The organism is Tardiphaga sp. (assembly GCF_028290495.1).
In the GTDB taxonomy this organism is placed as follows: Bacteria; Pseudomonadota; Alphaproteobacteria; order Rhizobiales; family Xanthobacteraceae; genus Tardiphaga.
Genome location: NZ_JAQGJT010000144.1, coordinates 1 through 21,713 on the forward strand (window position 1 = coordinate 1; position 21,713 = coordinate 21,713).

Below are 21,713 nucleotides of genomic sequence, written 5' to 3' on the forward strand. Positions count from 1 at the left end.
ACCAACCATCTCGATCTCACCACCATCGAATGGCTGGAAGGCGAACTCGCCAGCCGCCGCTGCGCGCTGGTGCTGATCAGCCATGACCGCCGCTTCCTCTCCAACCTGTCGCGCGCCACCGCCTGGCTCGACCGCGGCCAGATCAAGCAGATCGACCGCGGCTTCTCCGCTTTTGAGCAATGGCGCGACGATATTCTCGCCGAGGAAGAGCGCGACCAGCACAAGCTCGACCGCAAGATCGTCAACGAGGAGCATTGGCTGCGCCACGGCGTCTCCGGCCGCCGCAAGCGCAACGTCAAGCGGCTCGGCAACCTGCACGCGCTGCGCGCGCAGCGTCAGGACTATCGCGGCGTCACGGGCAGCGCCAACCTCGCCGCCTCCGAGGCCGACAAGTCTGGCAAGTTGATCGTCGAGGCCAAGGGCATCTGCCGCACTTACGGCGACCGCAAGATCGTCGACGACTTCTCGATCCGCATCCAGCGCGGCGACCGCATCGGCGTGGTCGGCCCCAACGGCGCCGGCAAGACGACGATGATCAACATGCTGACCGGCACGGAAGCGCCCGACTCCGGCTCGATCCGGTTCGGCGCCAACATCGAGATGGCAACGCTCGACCAGCACCGCGAAAGCCTGTCGCCGAAGACGACGCTCGCCGAAGCCCTCACCGGCGGTCGCGGCGACCACGTCATGGTCAACGGCACGCCGAAGCACGTCGTCAGCTACATGAAGGACTTCCTGTTCTCGCAGGAGCAGATGCGCACGCCACTCGAAGTGCTGTCGGGCGGTGAACGCGGCCGCCTGATGCTGGCGCGCGCGCTGGCCAAGCCGTCGAACGTACTCGTGCTGGACGAACCGACCAACGACCTCGATCTCGAGACCCTCGACGTGCTTGAGGACATGCTCGGTGACTACGAAGGCACCGTGATCCTGATCAGCCATGACCGCGACTTCCTCGACCGCGTCGTCACCTCGGTGATCGTGCCGGAAGGCAACGGCAAGTGGACGGAATATGCTGGCGGCTACACCGACATGCTGGCGCAGCGCGGCGCCGACCTGAAACGCGAGAAGGCTAGCTCCATCGCCGCCGAGACCGTCAAGAGCAGCGGCAAGCCGGAAAGCAGCAAGCCCGCGGCCAAGAAGAAGATGAACTTCAAGGACAAGCATCTGCTGGATACGCTGCCGAAGGCGATCACGAGCTTCCAGGCCGACATCGCCAAGCAGCAGCGCCACCTTGACGATCCCAACCTCTACAAGAAGGATCGCAAGAAGTTCGACACCGTGTCCGCCGCGCTCTCCACGGCGCAGAAGGGTCTCACGGAAGCCGAGGAAAAATGGCTTGAGCTGGAAACCATGCGCGAAGAGATCGAGAACGCCTGAGCTTGCGGCCATCCTTATAGGCTGCCATGACGACGCTGAAGCGCCGTCCTGGCGGCACCTCAGGATGACGGGAAGCTTGTCGATGCAAGGCCCCTCGTCGCAGATTCAATGAAGCCGTCATCCTGAGATGCGCGCATCTTGCGCGCCTCGAAGGAGGACGGCGGAATACCGGAGCGAATGCCATGACCACCGCCCTCGCCGCCACTATCGCCCGCGACTACGGCACCCCTGCTTTGGTCGTCGACATGGACCGCGTCGAACGCAACATCGCACGGATCCAGGCGGTCTGCGATGCGGCGGGCGTGGCCAACCGACCGCATATCAAGACCCACAAGAGCCCGCTCATCGCCAGGATGCAGATCGCGGCCGGCGCCAAAGGCATCACCTGCCAGAAGCTCGGCGAGGCCGAGATCATGGCGGACGCGGGGATCGACGACATTCTGATCAGCTACAACCTGATCGGCGACGAGAAGATGGCGCGCCTCGCCGCGCTGCAGGCGAAAGCGACCATCACCGTCGCCGCGGACAATGCGGTCGTCGTCGAGGGCCTGAAGAAGGCCGCGGCGATTTCCGGCTTGCCGCTCAGCGTCGTGGTTGAATGCGACACCGGCCGCAAGCGCGCCGGCGTCGAGACATCAGCGGAAGCTATCGAACTCGCGCGCCTGATCGACGCCTCTGAAGGCCTGAGCTTCGCCGGCTTCATGCTGTACCCGACCGAATCGGGCTGGGCGGATGCACAAAAATTCTTCGACGAGGCGCTGGCCGGCGTCCGCGCGCTCGGGCTGGAGCCATCAATCGTCTCCACCGGCGGCACGCCGAACCTGAAAAATGTCGGCATGCTGAAGGGCGCCACCGAACATCGCTTCGGCACCTATATCTACAACGACCGCATGCAGGTCGCCGCGGGATCGGCGACCTGGGACGACTGCGCAGCCAATGTCTATTCCACCGTCGTCAGCCGCGCCGGACCGGACCGCGGCATTCTCGATGCCGGATCGAAGACGCTGACATCGGACACCGGCGGGCTTGAGGGGCATGGCCTGATCCTTGAACATCCCGAAGCGAAGATCGCGCGCTTTGCCGAGGAGCATGGCTTCCTCGACCTCACGCGCAGCAACACCCGCCCGAATGTCGGCGACGTCGTCCGCATCGTGCCAAACCACGTCTGCGTGGTCGTGAACATGTTCGACGAAGTGGTGATGGTGCGCGGCGAGGAAGTCATCGGCGTGCTGCCGGTGGCTGCGCGGGGACGGCTGCGCTAGACGCCGTCATTGCGAAGAGCCAACGGAGACGGCTGCGCCGGCCCGATGATAAACTCCGCGACGCAGCAATCCAGAAGGTCCCACGCTGCGCAAGAACTGGATTGCTTCGTCGCAAGGGCTCCTCGCAACGACGAGCTATGACGACTGGCGTGCAATCCACTTCACCACGCCCCTGCCCGCAGCATGGCCCGTCGCGAACGAGGCCTGCAGCAGATAGCCGCCGGTCGGCGCTTCCCAATCCAGCATTTCGCCGGCGGCGAACATGCCGGGCACACGCCGGATCATGAAATCATCGTCGAGTTCATCGAAAGCGATGCCGCCGGCGCTTGAAATGGCGCGCGCGATCGGGGCGATGCCGCTCAATACGACCGGCACCGCATTGATCAACCCGGCGAGGCTGGCAGTCGATAACGACCCCAGCGTCGTACCAGAGGAGATCGCTGCTTCCTGCAACAGCCCTATGCCGACCGGCGAGAGATGCACGGCCTTGCGCAGGAAGGTCGACAGCGACTGCTTGCCGCGCGATGCCGACAGCTTCGTGATCAACTCGCCGGCCTCCACGTCAGGCCGCAGCGCGATGTTCAGCGTGGCCTGCCCGTTCGCCAACACGGCGTCGCGCAGCGCCGCCGACAGCGCATAGATCGCGCCGCCCTCGATGCCACTGCGGGTGACCATCGCCTCACCGCGCACCATCTGCGATCCAAACGACAGCGCCACGCTTTTCAGCGGCTGCCCCTCGAATCGATCCTTGAAAATGTCCGACCACGCCACGGTGAAGCCGCCATTGGCCGGTCGCAGCGGCGCGATGGCGACGCCTTTAGCGACCAGCGCCCCGACCCATGCGCCGTCGGAGCCGAGCTTCGGCCAACTCGCACCACCCAGCGCCAGCACAGTCGCACGGGGCGCAACGACGCGCTCGCCCTCCGGCCTCGCGAAGCGCAAATGTCCATCGCTATCCCAGCCGGTCCAGCGATGCCGCATGGCGAACTGCACGCCGGATTGGCCTAACCTGCGCAGCCACGCCCGCAGCAGCGGCGACGCCTTGAACGCCTCGGGAAACACCCGGCCGCTGGAGCCCACGAAGGTCGGCTGCCCCAGCCCGTCGCTCCATGCGCGCAGCCTGTCCGGCGGAAACCTCTCAATGACTCCGGCAAGCCGCGGCGTCGCCGCGCCGTAGCGTGTCAGAAACGTCGGCAGGTCTTCGCTGTGAGTTAGATTCAGCCCGCCGCGGCCGGCCATCAGAAACTTGCGGCCGGCGGACGGCATCGCGTCATAGACGGTGACGCGCGCGCCGCTCTGCGCGATCACTTCGGCCGCCATCAATCCGGCGGGTCCGGCGCCAATCACCGCGACGTCATGTTGTAAAACGTCGGTCACAATGATCGTCCGATCGAAAGAGAGTTAGACCTTGATGCCCAGCCGCGTTGCGGCCTGCTGGACATATTTCTGCGTTTGCTGGAACGCGCCTTCCAGCGCCTTCGCGCCGGACATATCAGAGATCTCGGCGAAATGCGCGGCGATCGTATCCGGCGTCCATTCGCTCTCCGCGAAATTGACGCCCTCGCTTTCCAGCAGCTTGATGACTGCGAAAGAGCCTGCGCCCGCGCCCATGATAGTCTTGGTCGGCGCATTCTCGCTGAGCAGATAAAGCACCGCCGGGGTGATCGATTCCGGCTTCAGCAGCGCCAAAGCCTGTGGCGGCAGCAGTTCTTCGGTCATGCGGGTCGCCGCGGTCGGCGAGATCGTGTTGACACGAATGTTGGTCTTGCGGCCTTCTTCCGCCAGCACGTTCATCAGCCCGATCATGCCGGTTTTCGCCGCACCGTAATTGGACTGGCCGAAATTGCCGTACAGGCCCGACGACGAGGTGGTGATGACGATGCGGCCAAAGTTGCGCGCGCGCATGCCGTCCCACACCGCCTTGCAGCAGTTGAAGGTGCCGGTAAGATGCACGTCGAGCACTTTCGCGAAATCCGCGGGCTCCATCTTGCCGAACGACTTGTCGCGCAGGATGCCGGCATTGGCGCACATCAGATCGACGCTGCCCCACTCCGCGGTGGCGCGCTCGACCATCGCGGTGACCTGCTCGAAATTCGAGACGTCGGCGCCATCGGCCATCGCGATGCCGCCGGACTGGCGGATTTCCTCGACCACGGCGCCCGCTGGCGTCAGCGAACCGCCGCTGCCATCGCGCGCGCCGCCGAAATCGTTGACGACGACTTTCGCGCCTAGCTTCGCCAGACCCAGCGCGTGCGCGCGGCCAAGACCATTGCCGGCGCCGGTAACGATCGCGACGCGGCCATCAAATCGAATGCTCATGATACCCTCTCAAACGAAATAGGTCAGCGCGAGCCAGTCGGCGACCAGCGCCGGCTTGGACTCGCCCTCGATCTCGACGCTGACGCCGACGCGGGTGAACAGTTCCTTCGGCTTGCGCAGCGTCGCTTCCTTCAGCGAAAAGTGTCCGCGCACCTGCACGCCGGCCTTCACCGGCGAGACGAAGCGCAATTTGTCGAAGCCGTAATTGACGTTCATCGCGACCTGATCGAGCTTCGGCAGCGCCTCGTAGGAGAACACTGAGATCAGCGACGTCGTCAGAAAACCGTGCGCGATGGTGCTGCCGAATGGCGTCGCTTTCGCGCGAGCCGGATCGATGTGAATGAACTGCTGATCCTCGGTGGCGTCGGCGAAAACGTCGATCCGCTTCTGGTCGACGAGGTGCCAGTCCGACACGCCAATGTCCTGCCCGACCATGCTTATATAGGTGTCGCACTGCATAAGAGACGTCATTCAATCCTCGTTGTTTGCAGGCCGCACATTCCACATGGCGCGGGTCTTCGCCAAGCGAAATATGTGCGCTGCTTCCATGCGTGAAGCGGCCTTATGGTCAGGTTTCCGGCAATCCGGTCGGCCGCGCAGCCTGCAAGGACGGAAAGTCTTCCTCACGGAACTCGATGCCGCGCAGGGCATCGGCGCGGTCATCGGCATGTTCGAGGCGGCGCAACTGAACGCGGCGGATCTTGCCGGAGATCGTCTTCGGCAATTCGGTCACCAGCTCAAGGCGGCGGATACGCTTGAACGGCGCGAGACGGACATGCAGATGCTCGAAGATCGACAGCGCAGTAGCTGCATTGCGCTCGGTGCCGGCAACCAGCAGCACATAGGCCTTCGGAACCGCCAGCCGGATCGGATCCGGGCTCGGCACCACTGCGGCTTCGGCCACCGCCTCATGTTCGAGCAGCACGCTCTCCAGCTCGAACGGGCTGATGCGGTAATCGGATGACTTAAACACGTCGTCGGAGCGGCCGACAAAGGTGAGATAGCCGTCGCCATCGGCGAACACCACATCGCCGCTGCGATAGATCGCGCCGTCGGCGCCGCTGACGCTGCCGTCATCGGCCTGATAGCCCTGCATCAGTCCTGCGGGGCGATCAGCGCCGAGCGGCAGGCTGACCTCACCCTCCTTTGCCGGCTGGCCATCGACATCGGTGATGCGGACCTGCCAGCCCGGCAGCGGCCGGCCCATCGAGCCCACCTTGACCTTCTGCCCCGGCGAATTGCCGGCCAGCGCCGTGGTCTCGGTCTGGCCGTAGCCGTCGCGGATCGTCAGGCCCCAGGCGGCGCGGACCTGATCGATCACCTCCGGATTGAGCGGCTCTCCAGCGCCGCAGACTTCGCGCAGGCTCACCTTGAAGGTCGCGAGCTTCTCCTGAATGAACAGCCGCCACACCGTCGGCGGCGCGCACATCGTCGTCACGCCACAACGGCCGATGGTCGCGAGCAGGCCCTTGGCGTCAAAGCGCGGCTGGTTGACCACGAACACCGTGGCACCAGCATTCCACGGCGCGAACAGGCAGCTCCAGGCATGCTTCGCCCAGCCCGGCGATGAAATGTTGAGATGCACATCGCCGGGCTGCAGCCCGAGCCAGTACATGGTCGACAGCGCGCCGACGGGATAGCTGCGCTGGCTGTGCCGCACCAGCTTCGGCTTGGCAGTCGTGCCCGAGGTGAAGTACAGCAGCAGCGGATCGTCGGCTTTGGTCGGGCCATCCGGCGTGAAGCTGTCCGGAAAGTCCGCAGCCTGATCGAACGGAAGCCAGCCGTCCTGCGCTTCGCCCGCAACGATGCCGATAAAATCTGCGCCGCTAAGGCCGGCGAATTTAGCAACCTGATCCGGCGCCGCCACGACCAACTTGGCTCGGCCGCGCTGGAGACGATCGCGCAGTTCATCCGGAGTCAGCAGCGTCGTTGCGGGGATCACGACGACGCCCAGCTTGATCGACGCCAGCATCGTCTCCCACAAAGGCACGACGTTGCCGAGCAGCAGCAACAGATGATCGCCGCGCTTCAGCCCCTGCGCCCGCAAAAAATTCGCCACCTGGTTGGAGCGCCGCGACAGGGTCGCGAACGACAGCTTGGTCTCGCGGTTGCTGCCGGCATCGACGATCCACAGCGCGGTGCGATCGCTACTGTCGGCATGGCCGGCGAGCTCGGCATCGAACCAGTCAAGCGCCCAGTTAAAGTCTACAGGATCAGGCCAGCGAAAACCGGCGACCGCGGTGTCGTAATCGGTGCGGTGTTCGAGCAGGAAGCTGCGCGCTTGCTGGAATGTCGTCATGTTGCGCCCTGCTACTTCGCAGCCAGATGCCGCAACTGATGAATAATGCCCGAAAAATCCACACCGCCGTGACCGGCTTTGTCGAAGCTCTCATAGATGCTCTCGGCATGCGCACCGAGCGGCGTTGCGGCCCCCGCAGCTTTCGCAGCTTCCTGCGAGAGCCGCAGATCCTTCAGCATCAGCGCTGCCGCAAAACCGGGCTTGTACTCGTTGTTGGCCGGCGAAGTCGGCACCGGACCCGGCACCGGGCAATAGGAGGTCAGCGACCAGCATTGGCCCGATGAGGTCGAGGCGACATCGAACAAAGCCTGATGCGACAGGCCGAGTTTTTCGGCGAGCACGAAAGCCTCGCTGACGCCGATCATCGAGATTCCTAAAATCATGTTGTTGCAAATTTTGGCCGCTTGCCCCGCGCCGGCATCGCCACAATGCACAATCTTCTTGCCCATCGCCTCCAGGATCGGCCTGGCCGTTGCGAACGCGTCGGCAGCACCACCGGCCATAAAGGTCAGCGTCGCACCCTTGGCGCCACCGGTGCCGCCGGACACCGGGGCGTCGACCGACGGCAGATGATGCGCGGCGGCAAGCTCGTGCGACTTGCGCGCGCTCTCGACATCAATGGTCGAGCAGTCGATCATCAGCGTGCCCTTGCCCACCGCGGGGATGATCTCGCCCCATACCGACAACACGTGCTTGCCGGCCGGCAGCATGGTGACTACGACTTCCGCACCTTTCACGGCCGCGATCGCCTTCGCGGCGATCACGACGCCATCGGCCTTGGCCTGTTCGCACGATGCCGGTGTCAGATCGAAGCCATGAACAACGTGGCCAGCCTTGACCAGATTGGCGGCCATCGGGCCGCCCATGTTGCCGAGACCGATGAATGCGATGGTCGTCATGTCCTGCCCTCGTTTTTTCGTTGTCAGAATGTCAGCGCGACGTCTCGCCTGGCGAGATAGCGCGCCACAATCTCCGGCGTCACTTCTTCAATCGTCGGCGGCTGCCATTTCGGATTGCGGTCCTTGTCGATGATGGCGGCGCGCACGCCTTCGACGAAATCGTGGCTGTCGAAAACTTCCAGCGCCGCGAGATATTCCCGCTTGAGGCATTCTTCAAGGGACGTCGATGCCCGCGCCAGTTGCAACAGCTTCAGCGTGACCTTGAGGCCGCGGGGAGATTTGTCGCGCATCGCCTTCAACGTCGATTGCGCGAACTCCGAGCCGTCCTGCTCCAGCGCGGCGAAAATCTCCTCGATCGTATCGTGCGCGAAGGCGCGATCGATCAGCCCACGTTGTAACGTCACCGGTCCCATTCCATCCGCCGCTGAAAACCGCTTGATGACGGTCATCACCGACGCCGCATCCGCGCCAGATGAAAGTCCCGTGAGCGTTGCCCGCAAGGCCGCCCAATCAGACGAAGCGATCCGAACATCGGCTAGATTTGAAAACACCGCATCGGCGCCGTTCATCGTCAGCCCAGTCAATCCGAAATAGGTACCGAGATCGCCGGGCGCTCGCGAGAGCAGCCAGGTGCCACCGACATCCGGAAAGAAACCAAGGCTAACCTCGGGCATGGCGACCTTGGTCTTTTCGGTTACCACGCGGTGGCTGGCATGGCCGGCAAGGCCGACGCCGCCGCCCATCACGAAGCCGTCCATAAAAGCGACATAGGGCTTGGGATACTTCGCGATCCGCGCGTTGACGATGTATTCCTCGCGCCAGAAAATCTTTCCGAGATCGCCTTTGGCCCTCGCGCTCTCGTAGAGCCCACGAATATCGCCGCCGGCACACAGCCCGCGCTCGCCCGCACCTTCGAGAATGATCAGTGCAATATTCGGGTCGTTTTCGAAAACATCGAGAGCAGCCGCGATCTCGCGCGTCATTTCCAGCGTCAGGGCATTCAGCGCCTTCGGGCGATTGAGCCGAATAATGCCGGCCGCGCCTTCCCGCTCCACAACAAGATCGGTCTCTGCCTTCACGTCCATATTCACCGCGCGCCTTCGATCAATTTGCGCGCCACGATCAGCCGCATGATTTCATTGGTACCTTCGAGGATCTGGTGCACGCGCAGGTCGCGCACAATCTTCTCGATGCCATATTCGGAGAGGTAGCCGTAACCGCCATGCAACTGCAGCGCCTGGTTGGCAACCTCAAAGCCGACATCGGTGCCAAAACGCTTGGCCATCGCGCACAGCATCGTGGCATCGGCGTCCTTGCGGTCGAGCGCCGCCGCCGCGCGCCACACGAAAGTACGTGCGGCTTCGAGTTCGGTCGCCATGTCGGCGAGGCGAAACTGCAGTGCCTGAAATTCATCGAGCCGCTTGCCGAACGCCTTGCGCTCCTTCATGTAGCCGAGCGACTTGTCGAGCGCGGATTGCGCGCCGCCCAGCGAACATGCGGCGATGTTAAGCCGGCCGCCATCGAGCCCGGCCATCGCGATCTTGAAGCCGATGCCTTCGGAGCCCAGCCGGTTGGCGATCGGCACGCGGGCATTCTCGAAGATGACAGCACGGGTCGGCTGCGCGTTCCAGCCCATCTTGCGTTCATTGCCGCCGAACGACAGGCCGGGCGTGTCGCTCTCGACCACCAGCGTGGAGATGCCGCCGGGGCCGTCGCCGCCGGTGCGAACCATGACGACGTAAAGGTCGCCCTTGCCCGCGCCGGAGATGAACTGCTTCTGGCCATTGAGCACGTAGTGATCGCCATCGATCACTGCGCGGGTGCGAAGCGCCGCAGCGTCCGATCCCGAACCAGGTTCGGTGAGACAATAGCTGGCAATCAGATCCATCGTACACAGTTTCGGCAGCCACTTCTGCCGCTGTGCGTCGTTGCCATAGGCGTCGATCATCCACGACGACATGTTGTGGATCGAGATGAAGGCCGCGACCGTCGGGCAGCCCTGCGCCAGCGCCTCGAAGATCAGCGCCGCGTCGAACCGCGTCAGGGCCGAGCCACCGACATCCTCGCGGATGTAGATGCCGCCCATGCCGAGCGCCGCCGCCTCGCGCATCACATCGACGGGGAAGAACTTCTCCTCGTCCCACGTGAGCGCATGCGGCGCGATCTTCTCCGCCGCAAAGTCCCGCGCCATGTCGCGGACGGCGATCTGGTCTTCGTTGAGAGCGAACTGCATCATACGTCCGCGCTCTCCGTCAATTCATCGTCGGGATCGAGAACTCCGCCCCCTCCTTGACGCCGGACGGCCAGCGCGCGGTGACCGTCTTGGTCTTGGTGTAGAAGCGGATCGAGTCCGGGCCGTGCTGGTTGAGGTCACCGAAGCCAGATTTCTTCCAGCCACCGAAAGTGTAGTAGGCGATCGGCACCGGGATCGGCACGTTGATGCCTACCATGCCAACATTTACTCTCGCAGCGAAGTCGCGTGCGGCGTCGCCGTCGCGGGTGAAGATCGCGACGCCGTTGCCGTAGTCATGGTCGGACGGCAGCGCCAGCGCCTCCGCGTAATCATGCGCGCGGACCACGGAGAGCACCGGACCGAAAATCTCTTCCTTGTAGATCCGCATGTCCTTCGTCACGTTGTCGAACAGGCAGCCGCCCATGTAGAAGCCGTTCTCGTAGCCCTGCATCTTGAAGCCGCGGCCATCGACCGACAGCGTCGCGCCTTCCTTGATGCCGATCTCGACATAGTCCTTGACGCGTTCCAGTGCCGCCTTGGTCACCAGCGGCCCGAAGTCCGCGGAGGGATCGGTGGACGGGCCGATCTTCAGCGCCTCGACGCGCGGGATCAGCTTCTCCATCAGGCGATCGGCGGTGCCCTTGCCGACCGGCACGGCGACGGAGATCGCCATGCAGCGCTCGCCGGCGGAGCCGTAGCCGGCGCCGATCAGTGCATCGACGGTCTGGTCCATGTCGGCATCCGGCATGATGATGGCGTGGTTCTTGGCGCCGCCGAAGCACTGCGCGCGCTTGCCGGTCGCAGCCGCGCGCTCGTAGATGTACTGCGCGATCGGCGAGGAGCCGACAAAGCCGACAGCCTTGATATCGGGGTCATCGAGGATCGCATCGACGGCTTCCTTGTCACCGTTGACGACATTGAGAATGCCCGGCGGCAGGCCGGCCTCGATCATCAGTGCGGCGAGCATCATCGGCACGCCGGGATCGCGCTCCGAAGGCTTCAGGATGAAAGCGTTGCCGCAGGCGATGGCGGGAGCGAATTTCCACATCGGGATCATCGCGGGGAAATTGAACGGCGTGATACCGGCGACGACGCCGAGTGGCTGGCGCATCGAATAGATGTCGATGCCGGGCCCGGCGCCCTCGGTGTATTCGCCCTTCATCAGATGCGGTACGCCGCAGGCGAATTCAACCACTTCGAGGCCGCGCTGGATGTCGCCCTTGGCGTCCGGCACGGTCTTGCCGTGCTCCCGGGCCAAAAGATCTGCCATCTTGTCGTAGTCGCGCTGCGCCAGTTCAAGGAACTTCATCATCACGCGGGCGCGGCGCTGCGGATTGGTAGCACCCCAGGCGACCTGCGCTTCGATCGCATTCTCGATGGCGGCACGCATCTCGGCCTTCGAAGCCAGCGCCACCTGGGCCTGAACGTCGCCGGTCATCGGCTCGAACACGTCAGCAAAACGCCCGGATGTGCCCTTGACCTCACGGCCGCCAATGAAATGACCGATGTACCGCATGCGTTCCTCCTCGACTTGTTTTGCCGGCATGTTGCGCAGGCTTTGTCGAATTTGGAAAGGCCTTGCGCGCGCAGCCGATTTGCGGAAACGCCGGCACGCGAACATCCGTCTCATACGACGAACGTCGCATGTGGCGACGGCTGGAGGTCAAATCCTGGCGACGGATTTCGCGGTTCTTGCGGCGGGCTTTTTCGCGGCGGGCGCGCGCGTCAGCACGGCCTCGCGGCCGGCGCTGAGCAACTCTTCCGACAACTCGCCGGAGCCTGCGACACGCGCCAGCACCAGCGTGCCCATCATGGTGGCAAGCGCGGCCATCGCCTGCTGGCGCGCCGACTTGCCGGCCTCCGCCGTGAACTGTTCGGCCATCATTGCGATCATCTGGTCGAGCTTGGCGGCGAACGCCTTGCGGGTCTTCGGACTCTCGCGGGCGATCTCGGCGCCTAGCGCCGGTACCGCGCAGCCGTGTCCGGGATTGTCGCGGTGCTGCGGCGACAGATAGGCCTCGACGATGGCAGCCAGCCGATCCTGCGGCGCGGCCTCCCCGGCCAATTGACGCCAGCGATCGGTCGAACGGTCCATCGCATAACCGAAGGCTTCGATGACCAGCGCCTCGCGCGAGTCAAAATGCGCATAGAACCCGCCATGCGTCAGGCCCGCATCCTTCATCAGGTCGGCGACACCAATACCGTGCGCGCCCTTTTCACGCAGCCGCACCGACGCCTTCTTGACGATGCGCGCGTGGGTTTCGAGCTTGTGTTCCTTGGAGTAGCGCATCTGCGTTCCATGTTGTCGGTCGGCGGGCGACGGAGCCGCAGAAGGAATGACGCAGATCATACTAACGCGCTGGCGGTCGTTTCGCAACGGCCAGGGCGCCGCAGCCTTGACAAGCCCAGCAATTGACCCGGAACTGACGCTTTCAGACCGGCGGACCGCGCCGGCACAGATGCCCGAGGAAATCCCATGCACATGCTCAACCCCTATTGCGGCGTCGACCGCGATTCACGTGGCGTCGTCCGCCTGACGATCTGTAACGCCGGCCCGCTCAACATCCTCAATTCGGCCGCGATCAAGGGTGTCCGCGAGGGGCTTGAAGTGCTGGCGACGGAGCGCGCGATCCGCGCCCTCGTGGTCGTAGGCCAGAGCGAGAAGAGCATGATAGGCGGCGCCGACATCAAGGAGATGGCAACGCTCGACCAGGCCTCGGCGGAGAAATTCATCACCGGGTTGCGCGACCTGTGCGAGGCCGCCCGCGCCTTTCCGGCGCCGGTGATCGCGCGAATTCCCGGCTGGTGCCTCGGCGGCGGACTGGAATTCGCCGCGGCCTGCGACTTCCGCATCGCCGCGCATGACGCCAAGTTCGCCATGCCCGAGGTCAGGGTCGGGATACCCTCCGTCATCCATGCCGCGTTGCTGCCGCGTCTGATCGGCTGGGGCCGCGCCCGCTGGCTGATCATGACGGCGGCGACCATCGATGCCCCTACCGCACTCAGCTGGGGCCTTGTCGATGTCGTCGCCCCCGAGGGTGGGCTGGATACCGCCGTCGAGAGCACCGTCGCAGCCATTCTGGAATGCGGCCCCGAGGCGATACGGTCGCAAAAAGCCCTGCTGAAACAATGGGAAGAACTGCCGCTGAAGGAATCCATCAATCTCAGCGTCGGCGTGTTCGGAGAAGCCTATCTCACCGGCGAGCCGCAGCGGCTGATGCAGGGCTTCATCGACCGCAAGCGGTAGCCCGTCCGCCTCACGACAAATTATCCGTCGCTCCGGTTGCATATCTTGCGGCGCATCATATGATGTTCGTCATGTTAACGATCCCCACGCCTGCGCGATGGAGCCTGGCCATGTCCGAACCCTTCGATCCCGTTGTCATCGTCTCCGCGGCGCGCACCCCGCTTGGCCGGTTTCAGGGCGAATTGTCGTCCTTGTCGGGCCATAAACTCGGCAGCCATGTGATCGCAGCAGCCGTCGCGCGCGCGGGGCTGGCGCCGGAGCGCATCGACGAAGTGTTCATGGGCTGCGTGCTGCCCGCCGGACAGGGCCAGGCGCCGGCGCGTCAGGCCGCACGCGGCGCGAAACTGCCGGATGCCACCGGCGCCACCACCGTCAACAAGGTCTGCGGCTCCGGCATGAAGGCGACGATGCTCGCGCATGACATTATCACCGCCGGTTCGGCGGAGATCGTGCTGTCGGGCGGCATGGAAAGCATGTCCAACGCGCCGTATCTGCTGCAGAAGGCGCGCGGCGGCTACCGCGTCGGACACGACCGCATCATCGACCACATGCTGATGGACGGCCTTGAGGATGCCTATGAGGTCGGGCGCTCGATGGGCGACTTCGGCGAAGCCACCGCGGAGGCCTATCAGTTCACACGCGCCGATCAGGATACCTGGGCCATCGAAACGCTGACCCGCGCCCGCAAGGCGGTCGAGAGCGGCGCGTTCAAGGCCGAGATCGTGCCGATCACCATCGTCGAGAAAGGCGGTCCGCGCGAGATCGCCAATGACGAGCATCCGCTCAAGGTCGATCCCGCCAAGATCCCGAACCTCAAGCCGGCGTTCCGCAGCAGCGGGACGATCACGCCGGCCGCCTCCTCCGCCAATGCCGACGGCGCCGCGGCGCTGATCCTGGCGCGGCGCTCGCTGGCCGACCGCGAGGGATTACCTGCGCTCGCGGTCATTCGCGGCCACGCCACCCACAGCCAGGAACCGCAGTGGTTCACCACCGCGCCGATCCCCGCGATCCGCAAGCTGCTCGACAAGGTCGGCTGGAGCGTCGGCGATGTCGACCTGTTCGAGATCAACGAGGCCTTCGCGGTCGTGCCTATGGCGGCGCAGCGCGATCTCGGCATTGCCCGAGAGAAGATCAACGTCAACGGCGGCGCCTGCGCGCTCGGCCATCCGATCGGCGCCACCGGCGCCCGACTGATCGTGACGCTACTGCATGCGCTGGAGGCACGGGGCCTGAAACGCGGCGTCGCGGCATTGTGCATCGGCGGTGGCGAGGCCACGGCGATCGCAGTCGAGCGCATCATTCACTAGCGCCTATATTTACCTTACAGAGATGGCGGCGAATCTCGCCGGACGTCAGTTCATTTGATCAAAGGTACTTCCATGATCTCCGGATGGCTCGCCCCTGCCCTTGCCCGCCGCAACATCCATTACGGATGGGCGATGATCGCTGTGACCTTCGTGACGGCGCTGGTCAGCGCCGCCGCGGTCGGCGCGCCCGGCGTATTCATCGTGCCGCTGCAGAAGGAGTTCGGCTGGAGCACCGCGGAAATTTCCTCGGCGATGTCGATCCGCTTCATCCTGTTCGGGCTGATGGCGCCGTTCGCCGCCGCCCTGATGAACCGCTACGGGCTGCGCAATGTCACGCTGACGGCGCTGCTCGTGGTGGTCGCCAGCCTCGTGCTGTCACTGGGCATGACGCAGCTCTGGCAATTGATGGCTTTGTGGGGCGTCGCGGTCGGCATCGGCACCGGGATGACGGCGCTGGTGCTCGGCGCCACCGTGGCAACGCGCTGGTTCAGCGCGCGACGCGGGCTCGTGATCGGCATCCTCACCGCGAGCGCGGCGACCGGCCAATTGATCTTCCTGCCGCTGCTCGCCAGCATCACCGAACATCATGACTGGCGCTGGGCGCTGGCGCTGATGTGCGTGATGCTTGCGGTGGCGGCTCTCTGCGTGTTGCTGGTGATGCGCGACCGGCCGAGCGATCTCGGCCTGCGGCCCTATGGCGACGCCGGTACGGCGCCGATCGTGCATCCCACCCCGAACAAACAGCCGATCATGGCGGCGGCGCTAGGCGCGTTGCGCGACGCGGCGCAGACGCGGGTGTTCTGGATCCTGTTCGCGACCTTCTTCATCTGCGGCGCCAGCACCAATGGCCTGGTTCAGGTCCACCTGATCCCGATGTGCCTCGATTTCGGCATCCCGCAGATGCAGGCCGCCGGCCTGCTCGCGGCGATGGGCATTTTCGATTTCTTCGGTACGATCGCCTCCGGCTGGCTGTCGGACCGCTACGACAACCGCCATCTGCTGTTCTGGTATTACGGCCTGCGCGGGCTTTCGCTGCTGGCGCTGCCGTTCACCGACTTCTCGTTCTACGGCCTGTCGCTGTTCGCGCTGTTCTACGGGCTCGACTGGATCGCCACCGTGCCACCGACAGTGCGCCTTACCGCGACGAAGTTCGGCCCGGAACGTGCTGGCCTCGTATTCGGCTGGATCTTCGCCGGCCATCAACTGGGTGCCGCCACGGCGGCCTTCGGTGCCGGGCTTTCCCGTACGGTGCTGTTGAGCTACCTGCCGGCGTTCTTCGCCGCCGGCCTGCTATGCATCGTCGCTGCGATCATCGTGCTGATGATCGCGCGCGACAAGAAGGTGGTTGCGGCTTAGGCACTGTCATTCCGGGGCGTGCGCAGCGTTAGCTGCGAGCGAACCTCAGCCGCTCCAGTTGGAGCGGCGGGGAACCCAGAGATGTTCAAATCATATCGAGGTTCCGGGTCTGCACTCCAGCCGGCTCCGCCGTCTGAAGTGCATCCCGGAATGACAGCACGGTACTATGGTCGCATCGCCAGGCGCGTCGGCCCCGCCGTCCGCAAAGGTTCGGCAAGCCTTGCAAATTCGCACAGCAGCGAGCGGGTCTTCATTGGATTGATCACTTCCTCGACCCAGAATTTTTCGGCGGAACGGAACGGCGAGCGCAATTTGTTGAGCCGGTCCTCGATCTCCTGCTGCTTGGCCTTCGGATCATCCGCTGCCTCGATCTCGCCGCGGTAGGCAGCCTCGATGCCGCCTTCCAGCGGCAGCGAGCCCCAATAGGCCGACGGCCAGGCGTAACGCATCGAGAGCCGGTTGGCCGGCTGGTGCACCACACCGGCGACGCCGAAAGCATTGCGGATGATGATCGTGCACCACGGCACCGTGGTCTGGTTCACCGCCGCCATCACGCGCACGCCGTGGCGGATCGTAGCGGCCTTCTCGGCATCGAGCCCGATCATGAAGCCCGGGCAGTCCATCAGATAGACCACCGGCAGATGGAAGGTCTCGGCGAGATCGACGAAGCGCACCACCTTCTGGCAGGCGTCCGCTGTCCACGAGCCGCCGTAGTGGAAGGGATCGCTGGCCAGCACCAGCACGGCGCGGCCTTCCAGCCGGGCAAAGCCGGTGATCACCGGCCGGCCGTAATTCGCGGCCATCTCGAAGAACGTGCCGCGATCGACGACGGCGTCGATGATCGGGCGCATCTTGTAGACCTGCTTGCGGTCGCGCGGCACGGCGTTGAGCAATGCGGGTTCGGCGCGTTCGGGATCGTCGGTGCAGCGTAGCGTCGGCGGCAGGCCGTAAACCGACGACGGAAGATACGACAGGAAGCGTCGCGCGCAGGCGAAGGCTTCCTCCTCGGTATCGACCGCATGATCCACACCACCGGCGCGGGTCTGGATGTCGGCGCCGCCGAGCGCCTTCTTGTCCAGCGTCGCACCGATCCGCGCCACCACCGGCGGACCGGCGACGAACATCGCGGAGTTCTTGGTCATCACCGAGTAATGCGAAGCGGCCAGCCGCGCCGCGCCAAGGCCGGCAACCGAACCGAGGCCAAGACCGACTACCGGCACCTGCGCCAGGTTGGCCGTCGTGTACCAGTACCAGCGCGTGCCACCGACACCGCCCGGCAGGTTGGCCGCGCCCTTGGTCTCGATGGTCTTGACCGAGCCACCGCCGCCGGAGCCTTCGATCACCCGGATGATCGGCAGCCGGAAGTCATGCGCCATCTCCTCGGCCATCAGCGGCTTGGCGGAGATCGACGCATCGGCCGAGCCGCCGCGCACGGTGAAGTCGTCGCCGACCACCACGACCGGACGGCCCTCGACCTTGCCGCGGCCGAACACGCAGTTCGCCGGAGTAAGCTGAGTGAGTTCGCCCGAAGCATCATATTCGCCGACGCCGGACACGGCGCCGACCTCGTGAAAACTTCCGGGATCAATCAGTTTGTCGATGCGCTCACGAACCGTGAGCCGGCCTTGGTCATGCTGTCGCTTGACCTTGTCAGCGCCGCCCATCTCCCGCGCGAATGCTTCGCGCCGGGCGAGGTCGTCGAGTTCCGGCTTCCAGTTCATTAACACTCTCCACAGGCATTTTCTTCGGCAGCACCGGCGCGGCGGTAACCGGCGCCGACGTGAGGCCGCTCTCGGCGTTCTGCACCATCGCGTCGATCGCGGCGGTGAGATTCATCAGAATCGGGGCGACCTCGGCCTTCAGCCGGGCCTCGTCGTACATCGACGCCAGCAGGCCAATGGTGACAGTCACATAGGTCTGGTACTGCGGCGACCAGATCGGCGCTGCGATACCCATGATGTGCGGGCTGAACATGCCGCCCGTGATGACGTAGCCATGCTCGCGCAACGATGTCCGGTTGTCCTCGATGCGGCTGCGCAGGATCTGAGCGTCCTCCGCCATCTCGCGCGACATCTCGTTGATCAGCGCGTTGCCGACGTCTTCATCGAGCGCCGCGGTATAGGCATGTCCGGCCGCGGTGCGGCCCATGGCGATGCGGCTGCCGGTGGTCGAATGCAGGCCAAGCGCGTGATCGGCGCGGGCGTATTCGAGATAGACCATGTGGAAGCGATCGGGGATCGTGAAGCCGATGGTGCCGGGGATTTGCTCGGCGACTTCCTGCAGCCGCAGCCGGATCAGGTTGCGAACCTGCAGGCCGCGCATCATCGAAGTGCCCATCGCCACGGCGCTGGGACCGATGCGATATTTCTGGTCGCCGGGCAGATAGGCCAGTTGTCCCATCCGCGTGAGCGTATGCGTCAGCCGCGATACGGTAGAGCGCGGCAGGCCGCAACGCTTGGAGATTTCGAGATTGCCGAGCCGGGCATCGTGGCCCTCGAAGCAGCGCAGGATCTCGAAGGCGCGCGCGACAACCTGGATGACGTCGCCCTCGCCTGCCAGATCGCTGGCGAGCATGCCCTGTTTGCTAAGCCGTTCCGAGCGTCGTCCCATAATGCGTTTCCTGCGGGCGACGCTTGCCGCGGGATCAAGCCCTCTGGGCCTCCCGATGCGCGTCGCCGTCCCATTCCATTGTACGGAATTATATTCCGCTTGCCGCTACGCTACCTCACGCTTTGCGCCGCCACAACACCCGGCTGCGCGATCAGTCTCATCCCTGTGGTTTAGTCCGCCGAACGGCACGCTGCAGACTGGACGGACTGATGCCGAGGCGATCCAGAAGGTCGGCGTGATGCAAATTGGCGTCGGTACGACGCCGGCAACGCGACCGATTTCAACGCGGCCGGTCTATTGGTCTAACAATCCCACACTTCGTTGCCATCGCCTGAAGGCGATGACATGATCTCCGAAGAACAATCGCAATTCGCTCAAGCGAATGCATTTCGGGAGGGATACATGCTTCACCGCATCATGGCGCTGGCTTCCGTTGCCGTGCTTGTTACGACATCCGCTTCATATGCACAGGACATCAAGCTGCCGCCGACGATGGCCGTCACCGCCTATGATACTGGCACCGCCGGATTCAACATCGCGGTCGCCGTCGGCAAAATGATGAAGGACAAATATGGCACCGACGTCCGCGTGCTGCCCGCCGGCAACGATGTCGCGCGCCTGGCGCCATTGCGCGGCGGCCGCGCCGGCATCGCCTGGATGGGCTCGGGGATCTATTTCGCGCAGGAAGGCGTGTTCGAATTCGGCGTCAAGGAATGGGGACCGCAGGCGCTGCAGGTCACGCTCTCGAGCATCGACTGCAATGGCGGCTCGCTCGGCGTCGCGCGCGACACCGGCGTCAAGGAATTGAAAGATCTGCGCGGCAAACGCGTCGGCTTCGTGGTCGGCTCGCCCGCGCTGAACCAGAACGCGCTGGCGATCATGGCGTTCGGCGGTCTGACCAAGACCGACGTCAAGCCGATCGAATTCGCCAGCTACGGCGCGATGTGGAAAGGCATGGTCAACAACGACGTCGATGCCGCCTTCGCCACCACCATCACCGGTCCGGCCAAGGAAGTCGAAACCTCGCCGCGCGGCATTATCTGGCCGCCGCTGCCGGCCGATGACAAGGACGGCTGGGCCCGCGTCAAACGCGTCGCGCCGTTCTTCAATCCGCACATGGCGACCTGCGGCGCCGGCATCACGCCGGCCACGCCGGTGCACATGAGCACCTATCCCTACCCGGTCGCCACCGTCTACGCCTCGCAGGCCGAAGACCAGATCTACGCGATCACCAAGGCGATGATCGTCAACTACGACGCCTACAAGGATAACGCGCCGGGCGCCGGCGGCCTCGCGGTGAAGGCGCAGACGATGAAGTGGGTGGTGCCTTACCACGCAGGTTCCGTAAGGGCGCTCAAGGAGGCCGGCAACTGGAGCGACGCCGACCAGGCGCATAACGACGCGCTGTTCAAGCGGCAGGACGTGTTGAAGGCGGCGTGGGCCGACTACACCAAGGCGCCGCCCACCATCGACAAGGAATTCCTCGACGGCTGGATGGCCGCGCGCTCCGCAGCGCTCGCCAAGGCCGGTATGCCGAACGGCTTCGAGTAAGTCCGCACACGGCCGCGTCACCTCTTCTCCTGATTGGGAATTGCCATGTCACCTTCTTCACCCGATCAGGCGCTGACCGCGTCCGACGTGCCGCCAAAACTTCAGCTCGACGATCCGCACGGGGTCGCCGAGCTGCAGGAATCCGAGGTCACGCGGGTCCGTGCGCTGCACGGCGTCTGGCGCTGGGCGCTTATTCTGGCCACGCTGGCGACGATCCTGCTGTGTATCAACCAGCAATTCTCGCTGCGTTTCTTCATCGACTATACCCAGCTCAATACCGAATATTTCTATCTGCTGATCGCCTTGATGCTGCCGTTCACCTTCCTGATCTTTCCGGGAACGTCGAAGGCCGATCTCGACCGGGTGCCGTGGTATGACATCGTGCTGTTCGTCGGCACCATCGTCGCCGCGATCTACCTGATGATGAACATCCGCAAGGCCGCGCAGTTCGGTTGGGAGTTCGACGGCGCACCGAAGGGCGTGATCGCCGCGGGCCTCGTGATGTGGTTCGTGCTGTTGGAGGCGCTGCGCCGCACCGGCGGCTGGAGCCTTTTGCTCAGCGTCGCGCCGTTCACCTTCTATCCGCTGTTCGCCGACGCCAAATGGCTCGGGCCGTTCCGCGGCACGCAGTCGACGATCGAACAGACCACCGCCTATCATGTTCTGTCCGGCGAAAGCCTGCTCGGGATTCCGATCCAGGCGTTCGCCGATACGGTGATCGGCTTCCTGGTGTTCGGCACGGCGCTGATGATGACCGGCGCGGGAAAATTCTTCATCAACATTGCGTTTGCAATGTGCGGCACGTTTCGCGGCGGCGCGGCAAAGGTGTGCATCTTCGCCTCCGGCCTGCTCGGCACCGTCGGCGGCAGCATCGTCTCCAACGTGCTGACCGCCGGCACCATGACCATCCCCGCGATGAAGAAGACCGGCTTTACGCCGTCCTACTCCGCCGCGATCGAGGCCTGCGCGTCCACCGGCGCGGTGCTGGCGCCGCCGGTGCTCGGCGCCTCCGCGTTCGTGATGGCGCAATTCATGAACACCAGTTACGCGGATGTCGCCCTTGCCGCGACCATTCCGTCGGTGCTGTATTATGTCGGATTGTTCGCGCAGGTCGACAGCTATGCCGCGCGGCACAAGCTGAAAGGCCTTCCCCGCGCCGAACTGCCGCGCTTCATGGCTGCGTTCAAGGAAGGCTGGTACTATTTGTTCGTCATTGTGATCCTCGTGGTCATGCTGTTGTACTTCAAGCGCGA

18 protein-coding genes are annotated in these 21,713 nt (G+C 64.4%); 7 read left to right on the plus strand and 11 right to left on the minus strand.

Annotated features, from left to right (window positions below; all coding sequences use genetic code 11):
- Positions 1–1,377, plus strand: a 1,377-nt coding sequence (locus JWQ24_RS21875) for an ATP-binding cassette domain-containing protein (RefSeq protein ID WP_299812504.1), incomplete at its 5' end; no start/stop codon positions are given.
- A 182-nt stretch (positions 1,378–1,559) separates the two neighbouring features.
- Positions 1,560–2,639 (plus strand): D-TA family PLP-dependent enzyme, encoded by a 1,080-nt coding sequence (locus JWQ24_RS21880; RefSeq protein WP_299812506.1) that lies wholly within the window; start codon positions 1,560–1,562, stop codon positions 2,637–2,639.
- Between the two features lie 135 nt (positions 2,640–2,774).
- Here JWQ24_RS21880 and JWQ24_RS21885 read toward each other — a convergent pair whose 3' ends face one another.
- From JWQ24_RS21885 to JWQ24_RS21925, 9 genes are all read right to left on the minus strand, one after another.
- Positions 2,775–3,959 carry a TIGR03862 family flavoprotein gene (locus tag JWQ24_RS21885; protein WP_299812534.1) on the minus strand — a complete coding sequence of 395 codons (1,185 nt, stop codon included), beginning with the start codon at positions 3,957–3,959 and terminating at the stop codon, positions 2,775–2,777.
- Positions 3,960–4,040: 81 nt separating this feature from the next.
- Positions 4,041–4,958 carry an SDR family NAD(P)-dependent oxidoreductase gene (locus JWQ24_RS21890; protein WP_299812508.1) on the minus strand — a complete coding sequence of 306 codons (918 nt, stop codon included), beginning with the start codon at positions 4,956–4,958 and terminating at the stop codon, positions 4,041–4,043.
- Between the two features lie 9 nt (positions 4,959–4,967).
- On the minus strand, positions 4,968–5,429 hold the full coding sequence (locus JWQ24_RS21895) for a MaoC family dehydratase (protein ID WP_299812510.1): 462 nt from the start codon (positions 5,427–5,429) through the stop codon (positions 4,968–4,970).
- 97 nt (positions 5,430–5,526) lie between these two features.
- Positions 5,527–7,257: an AMP-binding protein gene (locus JWQ24_RS21900; protein ID WP_299812512.1), complete on the minus strand. Its 1,731-nt coding sequence runs from the start codon at positions 7,255–7,257 to the stop codon at positions 5,527–5,529.
- 11 nt (positions 7,258–7,268) lie between these two features.
- Positions 7,269–8,156 (minus strand): 3-hydroxyisobutyrate dehydrogenase, encoded by an 888-nt coding sequence (mmsB, locus tag JWQ24_RS21905; RefSeq protein ID WP_299812514.1) that lies wholly within the window; start codon positions 8,154–8,156, stop codon positions 7,269–7,271.
- Positions 8,157–8,179: 23 nt separating this feature from the next.
- Entirely contained in the window at positions 8,180–9,241 is a 1,062-nt protein-coding gene (locus JWQ24_RS21910; protein WP_299812516.1) for an enoyl-CoA hydratase/isomerase family protein, read from the minus strand.
- A 2-nt stretch (positions 9,242–9,243) separates the two neighbouring features.
- Positions 9,244–10,389 (minus strand): isobutyryl-CoA dehydrogenase, encoded by a 1,146-nt coding sequence (locus tag JWQ24_RS21915; protein WP_299812536.1) that lies wholly within the window; start codon positions 10,387–10,389, stop codon positions 9,244–9,246.
- 19 nt (positions 10,390–10,408) lie between these two features.
- On the minus strand, positions 10,409–11,905 hold the full coding sequence (locus JWQ24_RS21920; protein ID WP_299812518.1) for a CoA-acylating methylmalonate-semialdehyde dehydrogenase: 1,497 nt from the start codon (positions 11,903–11,905) through the stop codon (positions 10,409–10,411).
- A 147-nt stretch (positions 11,906–12,052) separates the two neighbouring features.
- Entirely contained in the window at positions 12,053–12,679 is a 627-nt protein-coding gene (locus tag JWQ24_RS21925; protein ID WP_299812520.1) for a TetR/AcrR family transcriptional regulator, read from the minus strand.
- A 186-nt stretch (positions 12,680–12,865) separates the two neighbouring features.
- Here JWQ24_RS21925 and JWQ24_RS21930 point away from each other — a divergent pair, with 186 nt between their 5' ends.
- The 3 genes from JWQ24_RS21930 to JWQ24_RS21940 all read left to right on the plus strand — a co-directional run bounded on the left by JWQ24_RS21930 (position 12,866) and on the right by JWQ24_RS21940 (position 16,299).
- Entirely contained in the window at positions 12,866–13,636 is a 771-nt protein-coding gene (locus tag JWQ24_RS21930) for an enoyl-CoA hydratase (protein WP_299812522.1), read from the plus strand.
- A gap of 110 nt (positions 13,637–13,746) precedes the next feature.
- The gene (locus tag JWQ24_RS21935) at positions 13,747–14,943 is read left to right on the plus strand and encodes an acetyl-CoA C-acyltransferase (RefSeq protein WP_299812524.1); all 1,197 of its coding nucleotides are present in this window, start codon (positions 13,747–13,749) and stop codon (positions 14,941–14,943) included.
- Positions 14,944–15,015: 72 nt separating this feature from the next.
- Positions 15,016–16,299 carry an MFS transporter gene (locus JWQ24_RS21940; RefSeq protein ID WP_299812526.1) on the plus strand — a complete coding sequence of 428 codons (1,284 nt, stop codon included), beginning with the start codon at positions 15,016–15,018 and terminating at the stop codon, positions 16,297–16,299.
- A gap of 164 nt (positions 16,300–16,463) precedes the next feature.
- On the opposite strand, the gene JWQ24_RS21945 is transcribed toward JWQ24_RS21940, so the two are convergent.
- A complete protein-coding gene (locus JWQ24_RS21945; protein WP_299812528.1) occupies positions 16,464–18,020 on the minus strand; it encodes a carboxyl transferase domain-containing protein in 1,557 nt (518 codons plus the stop codon).
- Positions 17,950–18,909, minus strand: a complete 960-nt coding sequence (locus JWQ24_RS21950; RefSeq protein WP_299812530.1) for an IclR family transcriptional regulator — start codon at positions 18,907–18,909, stop codon at positions 17,950–17,952. The genes JWQ24_RS21945 and JWQ24_RS21950 overlap by 71 nt, the downstream gene beginning before the upstream one ends.
- Positions 18,910–19,326: 417 nt before the next feature.
- Here JWQ24_RS21950 and JWQ24_RS21955 point away from each other — a divergent pair, with 417 nt between their 5' ends.
- A complete protein-coding gene (locus JWQ24_RS21955; protein ID WP_299812538.1) occupies positions 19,327–20,460 on the plus strand; it encodes a TAXI family TRAP transporter solute-binding subunit in 1,134 nt (377 codons plus the stop codon).
- 45 nt (positions 20,461–20,505) lie between these two features.
- Positions 20,506–21,713, plus strand: a 1,208-nt coding sequence (locus tag JWQ24_RS21960) for a TRAP transporter fused permease subunit (RefSeq protein WP_299812532.1), incomplete at its 3' end; no start/stop codon positions are given.